At 59.6% G+C, this 22,301-nt stretch carries 20 protein-coding genes; 11 read left to right on the plus strand and 9 right to left on the minus strand.

The annotated features are described in order from the left end of the window. Window positions 1–159 precede the first annotated feature (159 nt). Complete coding sequence (locus tag IEW09_RS01955; protein ID WP_229739018.1) at window positions 160–585, minus strand: helix-turn-helix transcriptional regulator; 426 nt, start codon at window positions 583–585, stop codon at window positions 160–162. A 28-nt stretch (window positions 586–613) separates the two neighbouring features. Beyond that, window positions 614–1,984 carry an MGH1-like glycoside hydrolase domain-containing protein gene (locus IEW09_RS01960; RefSeq protein WP_229739019.1) on the minus strand — a complete coding sequence of 457 codons (1,371 nt, stop codon included), beginning with the start codon at window positions 1,982–1,984 and terminating at the stop codon, window positions 614–616. A 59-nt stretch (window positions 1,985–2,043) separates the two neighbouring features. On the opposite strand from IEW09_RS01960, the gene IEW09_RS01965 reads away from it, so the two are divergent. Both IEW09_RS01965 and IEW09_RS01970 read left to right on the plus strand, forming a co-directional pair. After that, a complete protein-coding gene (locus tag IEW09_RS01965; protein ID WP_188552471.1) occupies window positions 2,044–3,210 on the plus strand; it encodes an A/G-specific adenine glycosylase in 1,167 nt (388 codons plus the stop codon). A 7-nt stretch (window positions 3,211–3,217) separates the two neighbouring features. Next, entirely contained in the window at window positions 3,218–4,891 is a 1,674-nt protein-coding gene (locus tag IEW09_RS01970; RefSeq protein WP_229739020.1) for a M28 family peptidase, read from the plus strand. A gap of 111 nt (window positions 4,892–5,002) precedes the next feature. Here IEW09_RS01970 and IEW09_RS01975 read toward each other — a convergent pair whose 3' ends face one another. Continuing rightward, complete coding sequence (locus tag IEW09_RS01975) at window positions 5,003–5,401, minus strand: hypothetical protein (RefSeq protein ID WP_188552472.1); 399 nt, start codon at window positions 5,399–5,401, stop codon at window positions 5,003–5,005. Window positions 5,402–5,608: 207 nt separating this feature from the next. Beyond that, window positions 5,609–5,785: a hypothetical protein gene (locus tag IEW09_RS01980; RefSeq protein ID WP_188552473.1), complete on the minus strand. Its 177-nt coding sequence runs from the start codon at window positions 5,783–5,785 to the stop codon at window positions 5,609–5,611. A 112-nt stretch (window positions 5,786–5,897) separates the two neighbouring features. On the opposite strand from IEW09_RS01980, the gene IEW09_RS01985 reads away from it, so the two are divergent. Beyond that, window positions 5,898–6,728: a class I SAM-dependent methyltransferase gene (locus IEW09_RS01985; RefSeq protein ID WP_188552474.1), complete on the plus strand. Its 831-nt coding sequence runs from the start codon at window positions 5,898–5,900 to the stop codon at window positions 6,726–6,728. Here IEW09_RS01985 and IEW09_RS01990 read toward each other — a convergent pair. Further along, window positions 6,725–7,690 carry a glycosyltransferase gene (locus IEW09_RS01990; protein WP_188552475.1) on the minus strand — a complete coding sequence of 322 codons (966 nt, stop codon included), beginning with the start codon at window positions 7,688–7,690 and terminating at the stop codon, window positions 6,725–6,727. The two genes, IEW09_RS01985 and IEW09_RS01990, sit on opposite strands and share 4 nt — an antisense overlap. An 85-nt stretch (window positions 7,691–7,775) precedes the next feature. On the opposite strand from IEW09_RS01990, the gene dut reads away from it, so the two are divergent. From dut to purF, 4 genes are all read left to right on the plus strand, one after another. Continuing rightward, on the plus strand, window positions 7,776–8,261 hold the full coding sequence (dut, locus tag IEW09_RS01995) for a dUTP diphosphatase (protein WP_188552476.1): 486 nt from the start codon (window positions 7,776–7,778) through the stop codon (window positions 8,259–8,261). A gap of 57 nt (window positions 8,262–8,318) precedes the next feature. Then, entirely contained in the window at window positions 8,319–9,221 is a 903-nt protein-coding gene (locus IEW09_RS02000) for a DUF5996 family protein (RefSeq protein ID WP_188552477.1), read from the plus strand. A gap of 77 nt (window positions 9,222–9,298) precedes the next feature. Beyond that, window positions 9,299–11,620 (plus strand): phosphoribosylformylglycinamidine synthase subunit PurL, encoded by a 2,322-nt coding sequence (gene purL, locus IEW09_RS02005; protein ID WP_188552478.1) that lies wholly within the window; start codon window positions 9,299–9,301, stop codon window positions 11,618–11,620. After that, complete coding sequence (gene purF, locus IEW09_RS02010; RefSeq protein ID WP_373282783.1) at window positions 11,620–13,107, plus strand: amidophosphoribosyltransferase; 1,488 nt, start codon at window positions 11,620–11,622, stop codon at window positions 13,105–13,107. The genes purL and purF overlap by 1 nt, the downstream gene beginning before the upstream one ends. An 82-nt stretch (window positions 13,108–13,189) precedes the next feature. Here the strand turns inward: purF and IEW09_RS02015 are convergent, their stop codons facing one another. From IEW09_RS02015 to IEW09_RS02030, 4 genes are all read right to left on the minus strand, one after another. After that, complete coding sequence (locus tag IEW09_RS02015; protein WP_188552479.1) at window positions 13,190–14,068, minus strand: VOC family protein; 879 nt, start codon at window positions 14,066–14,068, stop codon at window positions 13,190–13,192. A gap of 90 nt (window positions 14,069–14,158) precedes the next feature. Beyond that, complete coding sequence (locus tag IEW09_RS02020; protein ID WP_188552480.1) at window positions 14,159–14,650, minus strand: DinB family protein; 492 nt, start codon at window positions 14,648–14,650, stop codon at window positions 14,159–14,161. A gap of 72 nt (window positions 14,651–14,722) precedes the next feature. Next, complete coding sequence (gene purD / locus IEW09_RS02025; RefSeq protein ID WP_188552481.1) at window positions 14,723–15,988, minus strand: phosphoribosylamine--glycine ligase; 1,266 nt, start codon at window positions 15,986–15,988, stop codon at window positions 14,723–14,725. 87 nt (window positions 15,989–16,075) lie between these two features. Next, the gene (locus IEW09_RS02030; RefSeq protein ID WP_188552482.1) at window positions 16,076–16,771 is read right to left on the minus strand and encodes a metal-dependent transcriptional regulator; all 696 of its coding nucleotides are present in this window, start codon (window positions 16,769–16,771) and stop codon (window positions 16,076–16,078) included. Between the two features lie 87 nt (window positions 16,772–16,858). Between IEW09_RS02030 and IEW09_RS02035 the strand changes: the two genes are divergently transcribed. The 4 genes from IEW09_RS02035 (at window position 16,859) to hslU (ending at window position 22,245) form a co-directional block, all read left to right on the plus strand. After that, on the plus strand, window positions 16,859–18,289 hold the full coding sequence (locus IEW09_RS02035) for an Nramp family divalent metal transporter (RefSeq protein ID WP_229739021.1): 1,431 nt from the start codon (window positions 16,859–16,861) through the stop codon (window positions 18,287–18,289). Window positions 18,290–18,383: 94 nt separating this feature from the next. After that, a complete protein-coding gene (locus IEW09_RS02040; RefSeq protein ID WP_188552483.1) occupies window positions 18,384–19,985 on the plus strand; it encodes a glycosyl hydrolase family 79 N-terminal domain-containing protein in 1,602 nt (533 codons plus the stop codon). A gap of 32 nt (window positions 19,986–20,017) precedes the next feature. Next, window positions 20,018–20,650 (plus strand): ATP-dependent protease subunit HslV, encoded by a 633-nt coding sequence (gene hslV, locus IEW09_RS02045; protein ID WP_308420521.1) that lies wholly within the window; start codon window positions 20,018–20,020, stop codon window positions 20,648–20,650. A gap of 8 nt (window positions 20,651–20,658) precedes the next feature. After that, window positions 20,659–22,245 (plus strand): ATP-dependent protease ATPase subunit HslU, encoded by a 1,587-nt coding sequence (gene hslU, locus IEW09_RS02050; protein WP_188552484.1) that lies wholly within the window; start codon window positions 20,659–20,661, stop codon window positions 22,243–22,245. Window positions 22,246–22,301 lie beyond the last annotated feature (56 nt).

Here is a 22,301-nt window from a genome sequence, read left to right on the forward strand (position 1 = left end):
CGTCAAACGATTCGTCTGCGTGCCTGCGTTGTGGGCTTGAGGAACTTGCACAGCTGCGAGGAAACGACAGAAAAATACAGGGATCTCTCCACTACGCCGCGCGGTAAAACTGCGCGGCTCCGGTCGAGATGACGTGCTTTGGTGGCAAGAGCTCAGATTCTATGGAAGTTCGTCGAGCCGCTCGATCATTACGTCGGTGGACTTGATGAGAGCCGCTGCGGTGTCGCCCTTTTTCAATTGAAGCTCCCGCACGGCGTTTGCCGTAATGATGGCCGTTACGTGCGAGTCGCCCACGGCAAGGACGACCTCGGCAAGCAGGCCCTCGATGCGGATACTGACGACCTTGCCCGGAAGCTGGTTTCTTCCACTGACGCGCCGGTAGCGCTCGCGCGACTTCAGCTCCGGCTTTGCGCTGTCTTTAGCAAGGAAGGGTCGTAGCGTGGCCTCGGCGATACGATGATGGCCGCCCGGAGTCTGGACGGTCTTCAGCTTGCCACCGAGGATCCATTGCTTGATCGTCGGATAGCTGATGCCCAGCAGCCGTGCGGCCTCGCGCGGGGTCAACATGTGGCTCGTCGTTGCCATGGCCTATAGTTCTACCACTTTTATTTCGTCATACGGCAGATTTGCTGAGCCGATGGATGAAGTCGAGGTAGGCGAGCGCTGCGGGCGAGTAGCCGCTGGGATCGGCTTGAGTGAAGTCTCCGGTGAGCGGGTCCATCTGCTGACGAAACTCTGTGTGGCAGCTGATGGCCTCGCACCACTGCATCATCAGGTGATTCAGCTCGGCCTGCTTGCCGTAGTAAGTCATCCAGCGCGGCGCACGCAGAGCGGTGAGCGCCTGCGTTGCTCCTCCCCAACTGTTGCGCGGAATAGGACGGACGAAGCTGGGATCGTCCATCGCGATGGACGGCAGCGGATACGGCGCCCAGAAGGCCTTGGGGTTGTGGATCTGGCGCGTCCAGACGGCTTCGAAGATAGCGGCGTCTTTGGGATCGGAGGGCTTGAGCACATGCTCGCCGAGCACGCGGGTGATGACGTCGCCGCGTACGCGGACAAAGTTATTCTGCGCGTCGAGGTCATAGAAGGCTGCATCCTTGGGATCGTAGAGCTTGTCGATGATGAGGCGGCGGATCGTCTCCGCGTCTTGCTCCCAACGGTCGGCTTCATTGTGTTTGGCAAGGGCTTTGGCCATCTGCGCGAGTGCAACGCGCCCACCGTAAACGGTAGCCGAAAGGTCTGGGCATAGCCGCGGCATCGTCGGCAGATCGGGGCACTTGCGCGCATCAGCATCGGGACAACGATTGGGAATGCCCTTCCAACGCGGGCTGTTGTCATGGCCGGTGTCGTAGGTGCAGAAGCCTTCGACCAGGCCGGTCTTGCGGGTGTCGCGATACTGACGCAGCCATGCATCCCAGCGGCTGCACGCCATGTAGGCGGCGACTAGCAGCTCGTCGTCGCCGGTGAGTTGCGACAGTTCCCACGCAGTCGCGGCGATAGGGACGACCATCTGAAGCTGACCGTAGCCACCTGGGTTCTGAATGGGATCGGCCAACTTGACCGAGGCAGGCAGTTGGCCGTCGGGACGCTGCAGCGCGAAGAAGGCCATATGGTTGTTGCGGGCCACCTTCAGCGGCTCTTCGTCTTTGGAGGCCGGAGTGATGTATTGACTCAGCGTGCCGTAGACAAGACCCTCCTGCGGAGCGCACTCCTGCCAGATGCCGGGATAGACGCTGCCTTCAACGAGCACGGGGTGCGGATAGCGAGGCATGGTGTGAATATTGCCGGTAAGCGCGGCGATTGCGGCGTCCCAGGTGCGTTGCCAACGTGGATCGTTACTGGGGAAGGCTGGAGGCGCGGGAGAAGCTGCAGGTTTGGCAGCTTCGGCAAGAGCGAGAGACGGAACAAGGCTTGCCCCGGTGGTAAGCGCGGTCAGTTTAAGAAAGTCTCTGCGAGGGAGTGAGCGCTTGGTCGGCTGCATCATGACTTAAGTGTAGAGCCTAAGTGTGTCGATTGGTCACCACAGACGATAGACTGACAGCCATGCGTGAACATGGAAAGGCCGAGCACGCGAACGATCCCGTGCCGGCACCGAAGATCATCGAAGAGCCGGAGCTGGATGCTTCCCTCTTTCGGCGCAAGTTGATGACGTGGTATCGCAGCCACGCTCGTGAGCTGCCCTGGCGCGGCGTCAACGATCCGTATCGCACTTGGGTGTCGGAGGTGATGCTGCAACAGACACGAGTCGCTGCGGTAATCGAACACTACGAGAGATTTCTGCAGCGGTTTCCCTCCATGCTGGCGCTGGCGCTGGCGCCGGAGCCGGAGGTGCTGGCTGCGTGGTCGGGGTTGGGCTACTATCGCCGTGCACGTATGCTGCATCGGGCGGCAAAGTTTGTGACCTCGGAGCTGGGCGGTGTATTGCCTGATACTTCGACCGCGCTGCGCACGCTGCCCGGCATCGGCGAATATACCGCCGCGGCGATTGCGAGCATCGCGTTTGGCGAGAGCATCGCCGTCGTCGACGGTAATGTAGAGCGCGTACTGTTGCGTCTGACCGGATTGCCCGAGGAAAACTCCGCCACGGCGCGAGCGTTTGTGCGCGAGCAGGCCGCGATGCTGGTGCCCCGGCGTCGTGTCGCTCCGCAGCACAATGCAGCGGGAGATCACAACCAAGCCATGATGGAGCTTGGCGCGACGATATGCCTGCCACGGTCGCCGCTTTGCCTGCACTGCCCCGTCTATTCGATGTGCAAGACTCGCGGCGAACATCTGACCCAGCCGCGTGTCGTGCAGCGCAGCCAACCGGCGGCTTATCTGTTGAGCCTGCGAAAGAGCGGCACGGCAACTGAGGTTCTTCTGGAACAGCGTGACGCAAAGGCGAGCCTGATGGCAGGAATGTACGAACTGCCTCCGCTGCCGCAGGACGCGCTGGAAGGACGCGAGCCTATATTGCGCCTGCGTCACTCGATTACGAATACGAACTACTATGTCCAGGTGTTTGCCGCGCGCGGTCCGCAGGACCGTGGTCTGCGCAAGGCGGTTCCAGCGGCAAAAGCCGACCTGCATTGGACCAGGACAAGTAAATTAAATTCTGTGCCGCTGACCGGTCTAGCACGTAAGGTGCTACAACGGCTGGATGTGATGGCGGTGCAGCCGCTGCAGATGCCGGACGAGTCGATTGCGGAGAGCTCGCAGGCAAGATTTTAAGGAGGCCATGATGAAGGCTGGGAAGATCGATAGAAGTTTGGCGGTCGGTTTATTTTTGCTCGTTCTATCGGCGGGAGCTTTCGCGCAGGCTGTTCCACCAGCCGTAAAAAAGGCCGAGGCATCCATCGATGCAGAGAAGATTCGCGCGCATGTAAAGTTTTTGTCCGACGATCTGCTGGAGGGACGCTACCCCGGGCTTCGCGGCGGCGATCTCGCAGCAAAGTATATTGCGACCGAGTTCGCCCTCGATGGGCTGAAGCCGGGCGGCGATAACGGCACCTATCTGCAGTGGATTAACTTCGTCGGCATGAAGGTGATTCCCGAGCAGACGAAGTTTGCACTGGTTCCGCAGAAGGGCAGTGCGATTGACCTGAAATTTGCCGATGATTACACCGTGCAAAATGGAAAGCTGACGCCAAGCGTTGACGTCGATGCTCCGATTGTCTTTGTCGGCTATGGCGTGACCGCACCGGAGTTTAACTGGAATGACTATGCAGGCATCGATGTAAAAGGAAAGGTGATCCTTTGCATCGTGGGCGATCCTCCCTCGAATGATCCGAAGTTCTTCGGCGGAAGGGCACTTACCTATTATGGCCGCTGGACATACAAGTTCGAGCAGGCAGCGCGAATGGGCGCTGTGGGCGCACTGATTATTCATCGCACCGATCTTGCCAGTTACGGCTGGGATGTCGTGCGCAACTCGAACGCCAGCGAGAAGACATATCTGCGCGACGACAAGATGCCGCAGCTTGAAGCAGCGAGTTGGATTCAGCTTGATGTGGCACGAAAGCTCTTCGCCGCCAGCGGTCTGAATCTGGACACGGAAATGACGGCAGCAGGTAAGCGCGGCTTCAAAGCGGTGGAGTTGCCGATACGACTCAAGGCGCATATCGAGAGCACGGTGCGGCGCTTCCAGTCACCGAATGTTGTCGGTATTCTGCCGGGGACGAAGACGAAGCCAGATCAGGCGGTGCTGTACACCGCTCATTACGATCATTTGGGCTTTGTGCCGGGAATGAAGGGCGACAATATCTACAACGGCGCAGCAGATAACGGCACCGGCTGCGGCATTCTGTTGGAGATGGCGCGTGCGTGGTCTTCGATGCCGATGCATCCGCCGCACGATGTCATCTTTGCGGCGGTGACGGCGGAAGAACAGGGCCTGCTCGGCAGCGAATATCTGGGGCAGCACCCACCGATTCCCTCAGGACAGATTGCACTGGACTTGAACTACGACATGATTCTTCCGGTCGGCATTCCGCAAGAGATCGACGTAAACGGAGCGCAGCGGACGAGCTTCTATCCTGTAGTACAAGCGACGGCGAAACGCTTTGGTCTGACGATTGTTCCTGATCCGCGGCCCGAAGCCGGCAGCTATTATCGCTCCGACCACTTCAGTCTTTCGCGCGTTGGCATTCCGGCATTCTCAGTCGATACGGGAAGCCTGTACGAAGGCCACGACCGCGCTTGGGGAGAGGCCCAGGAGAAGGACTATAACGAGAATCGCTATCACAACTTCAGCGACAACTACTCGCCGAGTATGGACTTCCGCGGCAACGCGAAGCTCGCGCGATTCGGTATGGAGCTGGGCTGGGAGGCCGTATCTGCTCCTTCGACGATTCACTGGAATGCTGGCGACGAGTTCGAAGCCGCACGAAAGGCCAGCCTCTCAGCGAAGTAATGGAAATGATCGCCGAAGAAAGCTGCCAGAAACAAAGACGCTGTGCGCGGACATTCACGCGCACAGCGTCTTCTCTTTAAGAACTTTGGCAGATCGACCTACAAGGCTGCATTATTGCTGGGGGGCCGTTTGATCAGGCGTCGTCTGGCTCGGCTGTGTGGAGCTCTTGTGGTGCTTGTGGGTCTTCTTCGTGGTTGTGGTGGTCGTGCTGTCGCTTGGTGTGGTTGAGCTTGCCGGGTCTGTTGTCTTTGGCGTCTCAGGTGCGGTTGTAGCCGGAGTCTCAGGTGCGGTCTCAGGCGGCATGGCCGGTGGTGTCGGTGCGGTAGCCGGTTCAGTTGGTGTAGCTGGTTCAGCTGGGGTCGCTGGTGCTGTTGGCGGTGTTGGAGCCGTAGGCTGTGCTGGCTCCTGCGCGGCGGGAGGAGCCGTTGCCGGTTCCTGCGCCAGGATGGCTCCCGGTGAAAGCATGGCGAGCAGAGCCAGTTGGGTTGCGAGTGCTTGTTTACGATTCATGGGGGGTGTTCTCCTTTTAAAGCAACTGCTGGCTGCGTAGGATGTGCAAACGCGACGCCGAGATATCCCATGCTGGGGGGCAAAACACGGATTAGTTTGAGCTGCTGCGTCCCTGCACTCGGCATGGCACGCATGGCCATCTCGACCGGGTAAAAACTTCTTCAAAACAGGCTTTTTCTTCCCGATTGGGCCTCGAATTCCAAGGAGCTAGTAGAAGTCGGCGCAGCTCAGAAAGAAGCCGCAGGTCCGGCAGACGAGCTTGCAGCGGCTGTCTTCGAGGCGTGAGCTGCAGTTAGGACAGAACCGGCTGTGATGCTCGGTTTCGAGCGGGCACACCTCGGAGGGTTGTTCATTCGCCGCCTGCAAAGAAGAAGGGTTCTGCATGAAGAGAGATTAGCGCAGATGCTCCATTCTCTCCACTATCGCTGTGCAGAGCGAACCAATCGCATACTGTATCTGGAATGGGTGCAGCTCGTTCCACTTATAGTAAGAGTTGATGCCCGAGCCGATTTCTTCATCCCAGCCGGTCTCGCGAACGCCATGGTCGCGGAGATTATTTCGACGAATTAAGAGCAGCGCCCTGCGGCCCGAACCGGCCTATCGGCTCTATCTCAGGTTGAAGTTTGGAACCGGGCGTCCTGCGGCAGCACCGAAGCCGCCACTGCCGAACGGTGTATTGAAGAACCGCGCAGAGTGGCAACAGATGCTTAATGCGGCGAAGGCAGCACGGCTTCCACTACACCGCGGCGCAGAAAAAAATTGGGACCATCTTGCTGCGGTCTTTGCCATTCTCCGCTCGACAACCGACTCGGCACGGGTGCTGGACGCCGGTGCGGAGTTTTACAGCAACGTGCTGCCAGCCCTGTTTGCTTACGGGTATCGCAATCTTTATGGCATCAACCTCTCGTTTACCGAAGAAGCGCGCAGAGGACCGATTCGATACCTGCCGGGCGATATTACCCGCACTATCTTTCCTGACGGCTACTTCGACGCCGTCGCGTGCATGAGCGTGATCGAGCATGGCGTTCCGCTGGAGGGTTACCTGCGCGAGATGTACCGTGTGCTGAAGCCGGGAGGATTGTTGATCACCTCAACCGACTACTACCCGACGGCGATCGACACCACGGGCAGGATGGCGCATGGTGCTGCAATCAAGATCTTTACTAAGGCGGAGATCCAGGAGATTCTGCGGCTGGCACAGTCAGTGGGATTCGAGAGCACAGGTGAGGTAGACCTCGAGTGCAGCGAGCGTCCGGTGCGGTGGGATAAGTTCGACCTGGACTACACCTTTGTGATCTTTACGCTGCGCAAACCGCTGACTTCTTAGACAGCGTTCTGGCGGTTGGGAAGGTTGGCTTTGGTAATGCTGCCTTTGACCTGGTTCCAGGCAACGACCCATGGAACGAGTATCGAGAAAACAAGCCGTGCTGCCAGGGTACGGAAGCTGGCTCGTTGCAGGCTGCGCCAGTCGAAGTGGAAGGCGAAGTAGTTTTCAAGCGCGAGAATAACGAACAGCGGGATAGGACTCCAGTGTAGCGCGATCAGCGCCAGCACCTCGACCACGCAGCGGGCCACATTGCGGAAAAGCCGCGCAGGCCGAATGCCCAGAGCTCCATCGGCGAGTGCATAACTGGCAAGCTGCTGCAGAGCCGACCGGAGCGCGTGGCGAGGACGGTAGAACGCCTTGGCACACTCGGCAAAGTTGGGCGTGACGCGCTTGCGCACCTTTGCGTCGAAGAGCGTGTCTTCGCCGAGAAGGACCGTCTCGGGAAAGCCGCCGACGCTCTGCCACAGAGATTTGCGGAAGGCCATGGAGCGGGCGGTGCAGGACTTGGTGAACTCGTTGGGGTTGAGCTTGACGCCGAAGAACGGAGCCGAGGCGATGTCCCATACGGTGGGCGAAGCGGGATCGATGCAGGAGCCGCCGAGAGCGTACTCTGCCGCGCCGGAGCGGATGGCCGCAGTGAGATTGGCGAGCCAATCGGGCCGATAGGTGCAGCCCGCATCGGCGCAGGCGATGATGTCGGAGCTCGCCGAGGCGATAGCGACGTTGCGACCGCGAGCGATGGGCCCTGGCGACTGCTTGAGGTTGCAACTCTCATCGCGAATAGCGATCAGCGCGGGGTATTGCGATTTGGCGTTCTGCAGCCACTCCCATGTGCCGTCAGTGGAGCCCCCATCGACGATAACGATCTCGGCCGCGATGAGGGTCTGGTCGGTGAGGCTCGCCACGAGGTTGGGAATCTCGTCCACTTCGTTGAGGACGGTTGCGATGACGCTGACTGCCATATTTCACTATTAACGCACACAGGCCGCGGGTTGCGGGAGAATGGGAAGATACATAACATCTTCGTTTTTGAGAGGGCTTTTCTGAATGGGTTCTATCGCGGTAGTTGAGGTTGAGGGTTTGCAGCACGGTGAGAGCGTCTCTCCGAAGATCAAGGTCTTGAAGCTGCATCCGGCGGCGCAGCTGCCGAAGTATGCGCATACCGGGGCCTATGGCGATCTCGCCGCCGACGTCTATGCCGTCGAAGGCGTGGCGATTGCTGCTGGAGCGACCGTCCCTGTACCGACAGGGATTGCGATGGAGTTTCCTTCGACGCATGGAGCGCTGGTCGAAGATCGTTCGGGCCTGGCGGTGCGCGGCGTGACGACGCTGGCCGGTGTGATCGATCCGGGCTATCGCGGAGAGTTGAAAATAATCGTCACCAATCTGAGCACGGCGACGGTAGAGGTGAAGGCCGGAGAGCGCATTGCCCAACTCAGAATTGTGCAACGGATCGAAGCACAGTTTGAAGAGGTAGCAGAGCTGGCCGAGGCCGCAAGAGGAGCTGCGGGGTTTGGTAGTACGGGCGCTTAGTACCGCTGGCATGATTCCGGAGTATGCTGTGCCCATTGAATTTTCACGGAGGGTGCCATGGCTGAGGCGATCAAGACGGCGTGGCCGTCGCTGGTGTGGGATGAGTGGGCAGCGACGGCGGACACGCTGCATATATGGACACAGATCGTCGGCAAGACGCGGCTGGCGCTGACTCCGCTGCAGAACCACTGGTGGAATGTGCCGTTGTACGTGACGGCACGAGGGCTGGGCACATCGGCGATGCCGTACGGCGATGATGTGCTCGATATCGAGTTCGATTTTGTGGCGCACGAGCTGCACCTTCGGCTTGGGTCGGGGCAGGCGCTGGCTATGAAACTGCGAGCCCAGACGGTGGCTGATTTCTATAAGGAATATCTCGGCTGTCTGGCTTCGCTTGGCGTGACCGTGAAGATCGACCCGATGCCGTGCGAGTTGGCGCATCCGATCCGGTTCGATCTGGATACGGAACACCAATCCTATGACAAGGAATACGTGCAGCGGTTCTGGCAGGTGCTGGTCGAAACGGAAAAAGTCTTCCGGCAGTTTGGGACTGATTTTCTCGGTAAGGTCAGCCCAATTCATTTCTTCTGGGGGAGCTTCGATCTTGCGGTGACACGGTTCTCCGGGCGGCTTGCGCCTCCTCGTCCGGGAGCGGATGCGATTCAGCGGGAGGCCTACTCACACGAAGTGATCTCTGCCGGATTCTGGCCGGGAAATGGCGGCTATGGAGCGGCGGCGTTCTATTGTTATGCTGCTCCGGTACCGGAGGGACTGGCAGAAGCGAAGATTCGGCCGACGGCAGCAGGATGGGATAAGACCTTAGGGGAGTTCATCTTCCGGTATGAGGACGTACGAGCAGAGGCTTCGCCGGAAGCGTCGCTGCTGGAGTTTTTAGCGAGCTCCTACGAGGCCGGAGCGAATGCGGCGAAGTGGGACCGGGAGGCGCTGGAACGGCAATAAAGACAAGTCTGGGACCTGAACGAGAACTGCTGGGCAACGGTAGATTGCCGTACGTGCGACAATCTTAATAGCGAGCCATGCCCAATACGCAAGTTCAGCACCCAGTTCAGCCTCCCACCCCAGCCACCATTACCCCTGAGCTGCTCAAGCAGCACAGTATTACGCCGGACGAGTACACGCGCATCGAAGCCGCGCTTGGACGCACGCCCAGCCTGACCGAGCTGGGGATATTTTCCGTGATGTGGTCGGAGCATTGCTCCTACAAATCGTCGCGGGTACACCTGAGACGGCTGCCGACGGAGAGCAAGCTTGTGGTGCAGGGGCCGGGCGAGAACGCTGGCATCATCGACGTGGGCGATGGATGGGCCTGCGCCTTCAAGATTGAGTCGCACAACCACCCCAGCTACATCGAGCCCTATCAGGGCGCGGCCACCGGTGTGGGCGGCATTCTGCGCGACATCTTCACCATGAATGCAAGGCCACTGGCGGTGATGGATTCGCTACGCTTTGGGCCTCTCGACGAAGCCGAGCCGGACGAAGCGCTGCGACGCAAAAATCATCAGGTTGCTACCGGCATTGTGCATGGCGTGGCCGGGTACGGCAACTGTTTCGGCGTTCCGAACCTTGGCGGTGAGACCCGGTTTGAGACCTGCTACTCGGGCAATCCGCTGCTGAATGCCTTTGCGCTGGGACTGGTGAAGCGCGACGAGATCTTCTACGCCAAGGCGACCGGCGTCGGTAATCCGGTGATCTATGTCGGCGCGAAGACTGGCCGCGACGGTATTCACGGGGCCACGATGGCGTCCGAAGAGTTCACCGAAGGTAGCGAGCAGAAGCGTCCCAACGTGCAGATGGGCGATCCGTTTATGGAGAAGCTGCTGCTCGAGGCCTGCCTCGAGGCGATGGCGACGGGCGCGGTGCTTGGCATTCAGGACATGGGCGCAGCGGGTCTGACCTGCTCAACCTGCGAGATGGGTGGTCGTGGCGAGTTGGGGCTGACAGTCGAGCTTGACCTGGTGCCGCAGCGCGAGACGGGCATGACCAGCTACGAGATCATGTTGTCGGAGTCGCAGGAGCGGATGCTTCTGGTGGCCGACAAGCCGCGCGCGCAAGAGGTTCTTGACGTCTTCAAGAAGTGGGGGCTCGATGCCTCGATCGTCGGCACCGTGACCGCAAAGCCGAACATGGTCATCACGCAGCACGGCGAGCTGATGGCCGATATTCCCAATAAGAGCCTCACCGATGACGCTCCGCTGTATCACCGCCCGGTAGGCACGTGGAAGGCACCGGTACCGGTCGATCCTCCGGCTGCCGCGTTGGAAGAGTTGAAAAAGCCCCGCGACTATACCGCCGATCTGAAGAAGTTGCTGGCGAGCGCGAACATCTGCGACAAGCGCTGGGTCTATGAGCAGTATGACTCGATGGTGCAGACCAACACCGTGCAGGGACCGGGCGGCGAGGCTGGCGTAATGCGCATTAAGGGCACCGAGCGCGGGCTGGCGATGGCGCTGGCTGGTAACGGTCGCTGGACGTATCTCGATCCGAAGGTAGGCGCGATGCATGCCGTGGCTGAGGCCGCGCGCAAGGTGGCTTGTACCGGCGCTACTCCGGTAGCGGCGACGAACTGTTTGAACTTCGGCAATCCGGAGAAGCCGGAGATTATGGCGCAGCTTTCAAACGCGATTGATGGCATCGCCGAGGCTTGTGTTGCACTGGGCACACCGATTACGGGTGGTAACGTTTCGCTCTACAACGAGACCAAGGGCGAGGGAATTTATCCGACGCCGGTGCTTGGGATCGTCGGAATTATTGAGGATGTGACGAAGAGCGTACCGAGCGGATTTCGCAAGGGTGGCGAGCGGATTATTCTGCTTTCGGCCAAAGGATCACAGAATAGGCTTCAGGCGTTTGGCTCCTCTGATTATGCGAAAACTGTTCTGAATTCTTTCTGGGGCACGCCTCCTCAACTTGAGGTCGCGAAGGAGGCTGAGCTTCATAAATGCCTCGCCGCTCTGGCAGATGAACGCCTGATCACGTCGGCCAGCGATATCTCTGACGGCGGTATTGCGGTTACTCTGGCCAAGGCCAGTTTCGTCAAGGGAGTTGGCGCGGCGGTCAGCCTCGATGACGTTGCTGGAGATGACGTGGCGGCAAACCTCTTCGGCGAAGAGGCCAGTGCGATCATCGTAACTTGCACGGATGCAGCTTTTGCGCGGTTGACCGAGGTCTGTGGACAGTTCGGGTCGGTCACAGTCCGCGATATCGGCACTACCGGCGGCCCTATGCTGGATATCTTTACGGCCAAAGGCTCTGCTGTTTCGAGTTCTGTCTCTGCATTGAAGGCCGAGTGGGCTGGCGCGCTGGATGCGCAGCTTGCAGATGAGGTGGTGACGGCATAATGGATACCTTGCTTGCACTCCAGAACAATCCGATAGAAGAGATGGATGAAGAGGACGCTACCCCGTTCGATAAGCTGCGCGAAGAGTGCGGCGTGATGGCGATCTACAACCATCCCGACGCGGCGCGCATGACCTACTGGGGCCTCTACTCGCTGCAGCATCGCGGACAGGAGTCTGGCGGCATCGCCTCCGCCGACGGGCAGAATGTGAACGACATCAAGGGCATGGGCCTGGTGTCGGAGATCTTTACCGATGATGTGCTGGCCAAACTACCCGGCCACATCGCCATCGGACACACTCGCTACTCCACCACCGGTGATTCGGCGCTGCTGAACGCGCAGCCCATCTCGGTTGAGAGCACGAAGGGCTTGATCGCGATTGCGCACAACGGCAATCTGGTGAACCTGGGCACGGCGCGGGAGCGGCTGGAGCGCGATGGCGCGCTCTTCCAGACGACCTCGGACTCAGAGATCATCATCCAGTTGATCGCGCACTCGAAGCATTCGACGCTGGTGGACTGCATCGCCGATTCGCTGTCGCAGGTTGAGGGCGCGTTTTCGATTGTGATGATGACGCGTAACCGCATCTTTGCGGCCCGCGATCCGCATGGCTTCCGGCCGCTATCGATGGGAAGAATCCCGGGCGAGAACGGCGCTCCCGATACATTTGTCTTTGCCTCAGAGACGTGCGCCTTCGATCTGCTGCATGCCAAGTATGAGCGCGATGTACAGCCGGGTGAGCTGGTAATGGTGTCCGAGGATGGCGTGACCAGCCGCTACTTCGACACGACGACGAAGCAAGCAAGCTGCGTCTTCGAGCATGTTTACTTTGCGCGACCCGACTCGAAGATCTTTGGTCGCTGGGTACAGCAATCGCGAGCGGAGATGGGGCGGCAGTTGTCGCGTGAGTCCGGTGTTCCCGCCGACCTGATCGTTCCCGTACCGGACTCCGGTGTAACCGCGGCGATCGGCTACGCGGAGGAGTCGGGGATTCCCTTCAACCTTGGCTTGATCCGCAACCATTACGTGGGCCGCACCTTCATTCAGCCTGAACAGCGCACGCGAGACTTCGGTGTAAGGATGAAGCTGAACCCGGTGCGCTCGCTGCTGGAAGGCAAACGGGTTATTTTGATTGATGATTCGATCATTCGGGGAACGACCTCGCGAAAGATCGTGCGCATGGTCCGTGCTGCAGGTGCAAAGGAAGTACACCTTCGCATCTCCTGCCCGCCGACGATCTCGCCCTGCTTCTATGGAGTAGACACGCCCAGCAAGAAGGACCTGATCGCGGCTAATCAATCGATCGAAGAGATCTGCAAGTTCATCGAGGCGGATTCGCTCGCCTATCTCTCGCTTGAGGGGCTGATTCACTGCTGCACCGAGGGCGACGAGCATCCGAACAGCTACTGCACGGCCTGCTACACAGGCAACTACCCGACGCAGTGGGTGGATGTCTCGGAGATTCTTCCGGCAACGGTGAGTGTCTGATTTAGCTAACGACCAGTCGATTAAGTGTTGAAGGATCTACCGTTGGGCCACATATTCGTTACGAGTATGTGGCTCCAAGTTTTTAGCGGTTCTCTGTCTCACTAGGCGGCGGTCCGGTAAAGGGCGAGCAGCAGGTGGTGCCGGAGGGCTTGAACTCCATGAACTCCACCCGCGTCAGGTCAGGATCGAAGAGGTTAAGCTGTATCTTTCCGTCGCGGCCCATCTGGGTCTTGCGGCACTCCGGGCCGGTGCAGCCGTTGCGGGCGAGCGCCGCGACAGCATCGCTCATATGGGCGACCCCCAGCGAAAAGTGGTTCATACTGCCCAGCGAGTGAGCGTTCGGCGACTCGCCGCGGTTGAGCATGTACTCGATCCAGTCGGTACCTTCGGGGACCTGGCTGCTGACGTAGTTGATCTCGCCGTCGTGCTGGCCGCCGAACCAGAGCGGGCGGAAGCCGAGAATATCGTGCCAAAATTGGTCTTCCCTGGCGCGGTCATGAACCCAGAAGCCGGTGTGGATAATCCGGTGGGAGGTCGCACGTGGCGAGATCGTCTTGGACGATGCAGGACGCTGTTGGACGAAGATGACCAGGTGACCCTCCGGGTCGTGGACGCCGAAGCTGCCGTTGCGGAGTGGCTGGTCAATGGCAACATTATGAGCCTTGAGATACTGCGCCAGTCCGGTGGCGTTGCGAGTCGTAAAAGCGATGGCAGCGATCCTCGACTGCGGCGCGGGCGTGGGCAACGCTGTGACCTCGAGCCACTGAGAATCGCTGACGGCGTAGCGGGCGAGGCCGTCTTTTTCGCTTCGGTCGAAGCCCAGTTTGTCCTTGTAGAAGGCGGTAGAGGCCGCCGGGTCTGCCGTGTATATGCGAACAAACGCAATGCCGGTGATGGCGGGACGCTTTTGCGCATAGGCGAAGGAGGCGAGAAAGCAGAGCAGGGCGGCGGCTTTTTTCATGTCAGCGCCACTTTATTGGCGCCCCGAAGGAAAGTCAATGAAAGGTTGTACCTTTTCACTGAACGTGAATCTTCGGGGACGGGGCAGGAGCTAAGCCCAACGCGCACCCATGAACAGATAGTCCATGGGCCAGTCAGGCGCGACTCCATGCTGCCGCACCAACGTTGCCAACTGTGCATAGTGGCGGATGCCATGCGTCATGGCGTGGATGAAGAAGGTCTTGCGCGTGGCCATCAGCGAGCCTGCGCGACGAGTGACAAACTCCACCTCCTCTTCCCAGTTATAAGCAGAGTCCGCGATGAGTCTTCGGAAGAGATCCATTCCCTGTACATGCGTTGCAAACACCTCGGCTGCGGTGCCATACCGAATCTCTTCGTATGGCGTGGCGGGCAATCCGCAGAGTCGCTCCGCATAGCGAAGCTGCGCCGCGACGATATGCTGCATCAACTCGCCAACGGTCTTGACCCCAGCCACATCGCAGGGCAGCGCCAGCAGGTGGGGATGCGTCTCCAATAGATTTCGCCACTGCTCGGCGGTCTTATCGTTCCATGCCACCAGTTCTTCGCCTGTCAGCGCAACCATCTTCGTACCTCGGCTTTGATCTTTCGTCTGGCTTGATCTTTTGATTCCGGGTTTTAGCTTTTGCTCTATTTTTTATCCCAGAGCTCTATGGCCGATGTCGCGGCGGAACTGCATCCCCTCAAATGAGATCTTTGCCAGCCGCGCGTAAGCGAGATCGAGTGCGGTTCGCAGGTCAGGTGCCATTGACGTGATGGCCAGAACGCGGCCGCCTGCAGTGACGAGCTGGCCATCCTTGATGGCAGTGCCGGAGTGGAAGACGACGACGTCTTTGTCCGCCTGATCGGCAACACCCTCAATCACCTTGCCCGAGGCGTACTTGCCGGGATAGCCTCCACTGGCTGCGATGACGCAGACACTGGCTCCGGGGTGCATTTTGATGTCGAGCGCGTTGGCCGTACCATCGATCGACGCGTTGCAGAGATCGACGATGTCGGACTGCATGCGCAGAAGAATGGCTTGGGTTTCGGGATCGCCGAAGCGGGTGTTGAACTCCAACACCATCGGGCCGCGCGGCGTCATCATTATGCCGCAGAAGAGAATGCCCTTGAATGGATTGCCCTCGGCGGCCATGCCGTCGACGACCTTTTGCGCAACGTTTGCCGTGAGCCATTCGCGCATGGCAGCCGTCGTAAGGCCGTCGGTGGAGTAGGCTCCCATGCCGCCGGTGTTGGGGCCGGTGTCACCTTCTCCGACGCGCTTGTGGTCCTGCGCAGAGGCGATTGCAGCGGCATGTTTGCCGTCGCAGAGCGCAAAGAACGAGAGCTCTTCGCCGGTAAGAAATTCTTCGAGTACAATCTCGGTCTCATGCGTGCCGAGCAACGCTCCGCTGAACATCTCGGCAGCAGCAGACTCAGCCTGTAGACGAGTCTCGCAGATGACGACACCTTTGCCGGCAGCCAGGCCATCGGCCTTGACCACGACCGGCAGCGTAAAGTGATTGAGCTGCTCGCGCACCTCGTCGAGTGTGGTGCAGACGGCGTAGGCCGCGGTGGGGATACCGTGGCGCTGCATGAACTCCTTGGCAAATGCCTTGCTCGATTCGAGCCTTGCAGCGGCCTGCGTCGGGCCGAAGACGCGGAAGCTGCGGCGATTCAGCTCGTCGACGATGCCGAGGGACAGCGGAACCTCGGGGCCGATCACCGTAAGATCGGGACGCTCGGCTTCGACCACCTGCACCATCGAGGCCAGGCTGTTAACGTCTACCGGAAGGCAGCGGGCAATCTGGGCGATGCCGCCGTTGCCCGGGGCGCAGACTACCTCGTTGACCTGCGGCGATTTAAGAAGCGACCAGACGAGGGCGTGCTCGCGGCCACCGCCGCCGATTACCAGAACTTTCATTTGCAGATGTATCTCCGTTCTCTCACTTTGAGCCTAGGCAAGGCAGTTCACAGAGTCAAACCGGCGACCGAACAGCGCGCCGCAGCTTTATTTTGCGCAGGGCAGCAGGCGGATGCCCCCGGCAACTTCCCGGGAAAGATCGAAGGCCGTCGAAGACCGTCCGATGCTGACAGTGTATCCCTCCACCGAGGACCGCTTCCTGACCCGCAGATGAGCTCCGGGCTTGATGCCATTGGCTTTAAACTGACGCAGGGCGTGGGCATCGCGGTCCGAGACGCTGTCGATGATAAAGACCCCATCCTGCTCGACCTCGGTCAGAAGAATCGAATTCTCCGGAGTCATCTCGCCTTCCATGGTCGGGATGGAATGGCCATGGGGGTCGATGCGGGGGTGGCCCAGCTTGGCGGCGATACGCTCTTCAAAGCGTTCGGAGATGAAGTGCTCCAGCCGCTCGGCCTCCTCGTGAATCTCGTCGATGGGATAGTCGAGAATCTCGTAGAGAAAGGTCTCGATCAGGCGATGGTGACGCAGCACCTCGAGCGCGCGCCGCTTCCCTGCCTCGGAGAGCTGCACCCCACGATGCCGTTCGTACTCGACCAGAGGTGTCTGAGCGGCAGCCAGCTTTTGTAGCATGTTGGTGATCGAGGCCGGAGCGACGCCAAGATGGTCGGCAAGCGCGGTGCTGGTGACACGGCGATGCTCGGGACCACCCAGCGCGAGGATGGCCTTGAGGTAGTTATCGACAGATTCGCTATTGCGGTTTGCCTGGCGGCGGGCTGACATGCAAATTGACTCCAGATTCAGTTTGACGCATTTCAGTAATTTAGGTATACCTAATTATTAGGGAAGCCTAAATTGAGGCGCTTCTCTTTGGCATTGTTTGGGACTGACATGGAAGACCATCGTTCATCGTCGTACGCCGAAGCCGGGACAGAGGTGGAGTTCGCCTCGACGGAGACGGCTGCGCCGATGGCGTCGGCAACAACCTCGATGCCAACGCCGGCTCCAAAGAAGTCTCGATTCGGATTTCGGCATAACGAGTTGTGGGCGTACTTTGGTCCGGCGTTTGTGGCTTCGGTTGCATATATCGATCCGGGAAACTTTGCGACCAACATCGAGGGCGGCAGCCGCTTCGGCTATCGGCTGCTTTGGGTACTGCTCTGGTCGAACGCGATGGCCATTCTGATCCAGTACCTTTCAGCCAAGCTGGGTATTGTGACCGGGCTGACGTTGCCGCAGAACTGCCGCAAGCATTTTTCACGGCCCATGACGATCTTTCTTTGGGTGGCGGCGGAGGTCTCTGCCATTGCCACGGACCTGGCCGAGTTTCTGGGTGCAGCGCTGGGGCTTTACCTTCTGGTGGGCCCAGCGATGCTGGCGCATGGATGGACGCGCACGGAGACGATGTTCGCTGCCGCACTCGTCTCGGCGGTCGCGGTGTTTCTGATCCTTGCGCTCGATCTGGCGGGATACCAGTGGCTGGAGTGGGGCATCATGGCCTTCGTCGGCGTGATTGGACTGTGCTACGGCTTCGAGGTCTTTCTGGTGCATCCGGACTGGAAACTCGCCGCCTATCGGACGCTGCTGCCGACGCTCGACCCGAAGCAACTCCACGCCAGCCTGTACGTCGCCGTGGGAATGCTTGGCGCGACCGTGATGCCGCATGTGATCTATCTGCACTCGGCGCTGGTGCAGCCACGCGTGCAGGAACTGAAGAAGCAGCCGATGGTGGTGGGATCTTCGAGGCGGCGCAAGTACCTGCGCTTTGAGCTGATCGATGTGCTCTTCGCCATGAACGGAGCGTGGCTGATCAATTCCGCCATGATCCTGATGGCGGCAGTCGCGTTTTCGCATCTGCCCAACCCGGTGACGACCATCGAACAGGCGCACGAAACACTTGGCCCGCTGCTGGGGCCGGTCTCAGCGGTGATCTTTGCCGTGGCGCTGTTCTGCTCGGGGCTCTCGTCTTCGACCGTCGGTGTGATGGCCGGACAAGTGATCATCGAAGGTTTTCTCGATATCAAGTTCTCCATCTTCCTGCGGCGGCTGATTACGGTTATTCCCGCGTTGATTGTCATAGCAGTGGGGCTCGACCCACTGAAGATCCTGATCTTCTCGCAGGTGATCCTCAGCTTCACCCTGCCCTTTGCACTGATTCCGCTGCTGATTCTGACCAACCGCCATTCGGTAATGGATACGTTCGTCAGCGCACGCCGAACGAAGATCGCAGGATGGGTGTCAGTCGGCATCATCCTTACATTGAATGCGGTACTTCTGGGACAGATTGCCTTCGGCGGTTAAGAGATTTCATCTTTCCTATCCAGCGATTGCCCGAACGGTATAGAATTCCGCCGAACTCCAAACTTAAATTGGAAAATGGAAGGATGTGCCACGAATGATAACGAAGAAATCTTTTGGTGCAACTGCGTTCTCAACGCTGATCGTACTTGCAGGCACGATCTCTTTGACGATTCCGGCAGTTGCGGCAGCGCCTTCCATTGCGCCTGCGACGATGCCGCGCATCGGCACAGTCAGCGAGCGCTACCAATCGTTCAACATCGAGATGGTAGAGATCACTGGAGGACGCTTTTGGGCTCCATACAAGAAGCCGGGAGCAACGGCCGCGCCTGAACCGGAGAAGGCAAAGATGTCGGTCCCGGCCGGGATGGACCCATCGTTGTATCGCTACCGCGCCCCGATCGATCTTTCGAACCCTCGCCTGCGCAAACTGGCCGCGGCCTTGGGGCCTGCTTACGTGCGGGTAAGCGGAACCTGGGCAAACTCCACCTACTTTCAGGACTCCGATGCCCCAGCACCGGCGGCTCCGCCTGCGGGCTTTAAGAGTGTACTGACGAGGCAGCAATGGCGAGGGGTCGTCGATTTCTCCAAGGCGGTCGATGCAGAACTCGTCACCTCGTTTGCCGTCAGCGCGGGAGTCCGCGATGCGAACGGCATATGGACGCCGGTGGAGGCGAAGAAGGTTCTGGCCTACACCAAGAGCATCGGCGGAAATATTGCAGCCGCCGAGATGTTCAACGAGCCCACCTTTGCCGAGATCGGCGGCGCTCCGAAGGGCTATGACGCAGCAGCATATGGACGCGACTTCCGCGCCTTTGTGCCCTTCATCAAAGCGGCCGCTCCCGATATGCTGATTCTCGGCCCGGGATCGGTGGGTGAAGGTGGGGCGCTTGGAAGTATGCCGGGCATGCACCTGCTCAGAAGCGAGGACATGCTGAAAGAAGAAGGTCCGGGCCTGGACGCCTTCTCCTATCACTTCTACGGCAGCGTCTCCCTGCGTTGTGCTCGACCTGGCATGATCGCCCCACGAACGCCCGAAGAGGCTTTGTCTGAAGATTGGCTATCGCGGACGGATCGCGAAGAAACCTTCTATGCCGCGCTGCGAGATCGCTTCACCCCAGGCAAGCCGATGTGGCTGACCGAGACGGGAGAGACGGCCTGTGGGGGCGATCCGTGGGCCGCGGATTTTATCGACAGCTTCCGCTACCTCGATCAGCTTGGGCGACTGGCTAAGCGTGGCGTGCAGGTGGTGATGCACAATACGCTGTCAGCCAGCGACTATGGCCTGCTCGATGAAAACACTCTGGCTCCCCGGCCAAACTACTGGTCGGCTCTGCTGTGGCGCAAAATGATGGGGACGACAGTGCTCGATGCGGGAGCGTCGCCCGCAACCGACCTGCATCTCTACGCCCACTGCCTGCGGGGGCATCCCGGTGGGGTCGCGCTGCTGGCCATCAACGCGGACCGCGCCTCTGCGCACGAGATCGAAACACCTGTAAGGTCCGAGAGATATACGCTGACGGCAAAAGATCTGATGGGAACGAACGTAGACCTGAACGGCAGCGAGCTAAAGCTGGGAGCCGACGACCCCCTGCCCTCGATGACCGGCAGGCCAACCAAGGCTGGAAGGGTCGAATTCGCACCGGCGAGCATTACCTTTCTCGCATTTCCGGATGCAGGCAATGCAAGCTGCAGGTAATCTGCGAGCGGGCGATATACTGAGGAGTGCCCATGAAGCCTCTTTCCTCGTCCCCAATTCGCCAGAAAACCCGCCTGAAAGCTGCCTCTGCTCCGCTCGCCCACCCGCTCGATCTGGGCGACGGACGGCGTATTCGCTCGACCACCGTGATCTGCGTGCGCCGCGGCGACTCGGTTGTCATGGCTGCCGATGGGCAGGTTTCGCTCGGCGCTACGGTAATGAAGGGCACGGCGAAGAAGATTCGCCGACTCTATCAGGACAAGGTGCTGGCCGGATTCGCCGGATCGACGGCGGACGCCTTCTCGCTGTTTGCCCGCTTCGAGACCAAGCTGGAGCAGTACGCAGGCAATCTTGGCCGCGCTGCGGTCGAGCTGGCCAAAGACTGGCGCACCGACAAGATGCTGCGCCAACTTGAAGCCCTGCTGATCGTGGCCGACCCCAAGCATACCTTTCTGCTGAGCGGTACTGGTGACGTAATTGATCCTGATGAGGGCATCGCCACCATCGGCAGCGGCGGAAGCTACGCCCTGGCCAGCGCGCGGGCGCTGATGGAAAATACGGACCTTTCTGCGCGAGAGATTGCCGTGAAGAGTCTAAAGATTGCCGGTCAGATCTGTATCTACACAAATGACCAGATGACGATTGAAGAGTTGAAGGCGGAATAAGGACGTTTATGGCAATTTTTTTACCGGGTACTGCGGAAGATCAAGCGCTTGCGCTCGATGAGATGACGCCGCGAGAGATCGTTGCTGAGTTGGATAAGTATGTCGTCGGACAACATGCAGCCAAGCGGGCTGTAGCCATTGCGCTGCGCAACCGCATGCGGCGGCAGAAGCTCTCGCCCGAGCTTGCCGACGAGATCATGCCCAAGAACATCATCATGATCGGGCCGACCGGCGTAGGCAAGACCGAGATTGCACGTCGCCTCGCCAAGCTGACAAACTCACCGTTCCTGAAAGTCGAAGCCAGCAAGTTTACCGAGGTCGGCTACGTGGGCCGCGATGTCGAGTCGATTGTGCGCGATCTGGTGGAGATCGCCATCGACATGGTGCGCGAAGAGAAGATGGACGAGGTGGAAGACAAGGCGGAGCTTGCCGCCGAAGACCGTCTGCTCGATCTGCTGCTGCCGCCGACACCTGTAGCTGCAACCGCTGCGGCAGCCACGCACGAGGCCGGGAGCAATGTGATTCAGTTGCCCGCGGCGACTCCGGCAAGCGATGACGACGAGAAGCCGGGCGAGCGTGAGCAGCGGACGCGAGAGAAGCTGCGCCAGCAGTTCCGCGAGGGCAAGCTCGACGAGCGCATGGTGGAGCTCGATGTCCGCGACCGCAACCAGCCCAGCTTCGAGGTATTCACCAACCAGGGCACGGAAGAGATGGACATCAACCTCAAGGACATGCTGCCGGGGTTGTTTGGAAATCGGACGAAGAAACGAAAGATGAAGGTCTCCGATGCCTTCGAGTACCTGGTGCAGGAGGAGGAGAACCGCCTCGTCGATATGGACCAGGTGACTCGGCTCGCAGTAGAGCGGGTTGAAGATTCCGGCATGGTCTTTCTCGATGAGATCGACAAAATCGCCGGACGCGAAGGTGGGCATGGGCCCGATGTCTCCCGCGAGGGCGTGCAGCGCGACATCCTTCCCATCGTCGAAGGAACGACCGTCAACACCAAGTACGGCATGGTTTCAACCGACCACATCCTGTTTATTGCAGCCGGAGCCTTCCACGTCTCCAAGCCCAGCGACCTCATCCCCGAGTTGCAAGGACGTTTTCCCATCCGCGTGGAGTTGCAGTCGCTGACGGTAGACGACTTCGTGCGCATCCTGACCGAACCGAAGTCCTCGCTCGTGAAGCAGGCTACGGCACTGCTCGAAACCGAGGGTCTAAAGCTCGAGTTCACCAGAGAGGCCATCGCCGAGATGGCTCAGTTCTCATTCCGTGTGAACGAGACGACGGAAAACATCGGCGCCCGGCGCCTGCATACGATTTTGGAGCGCGTGCTGGACGAGATCAGCTTCCAGGCGCCTGACCTGTTCAAGAGTCCCCGCACCGAGGTAACCGAAGAAGGCGTTGTCGCCGAAATCGGAGCTTCAGCGCCGCTCAAAGAAAAAGGCGAAAAGGCAACTGCTCCTCCTCTGCCCGTGATCGAGCGGCAGACCGCCAGCGGCATGGAAAAGGTCATCGTGGTCGATCCGGAGTATGTGCGCCAGCAGGTGGCCTCGATTGTGAAGGACCAGGATCTCTCGCGCTACATCCTGTAGGTTTTTAGCCCCAAGGCCCTTGCTGGTCTATCGCAAGGGCCGCATTTCCACATCCC

It is taken from the genome of Edaphobacter dinghuensis (assembly GCF_014640335.1).
Lineage (GTDB): Bacteria > Acidobacteriota > Terriglobia > Terriglobales > Acidobacteriaceae > Edaphobacter > Edaphobacter dinghuensis.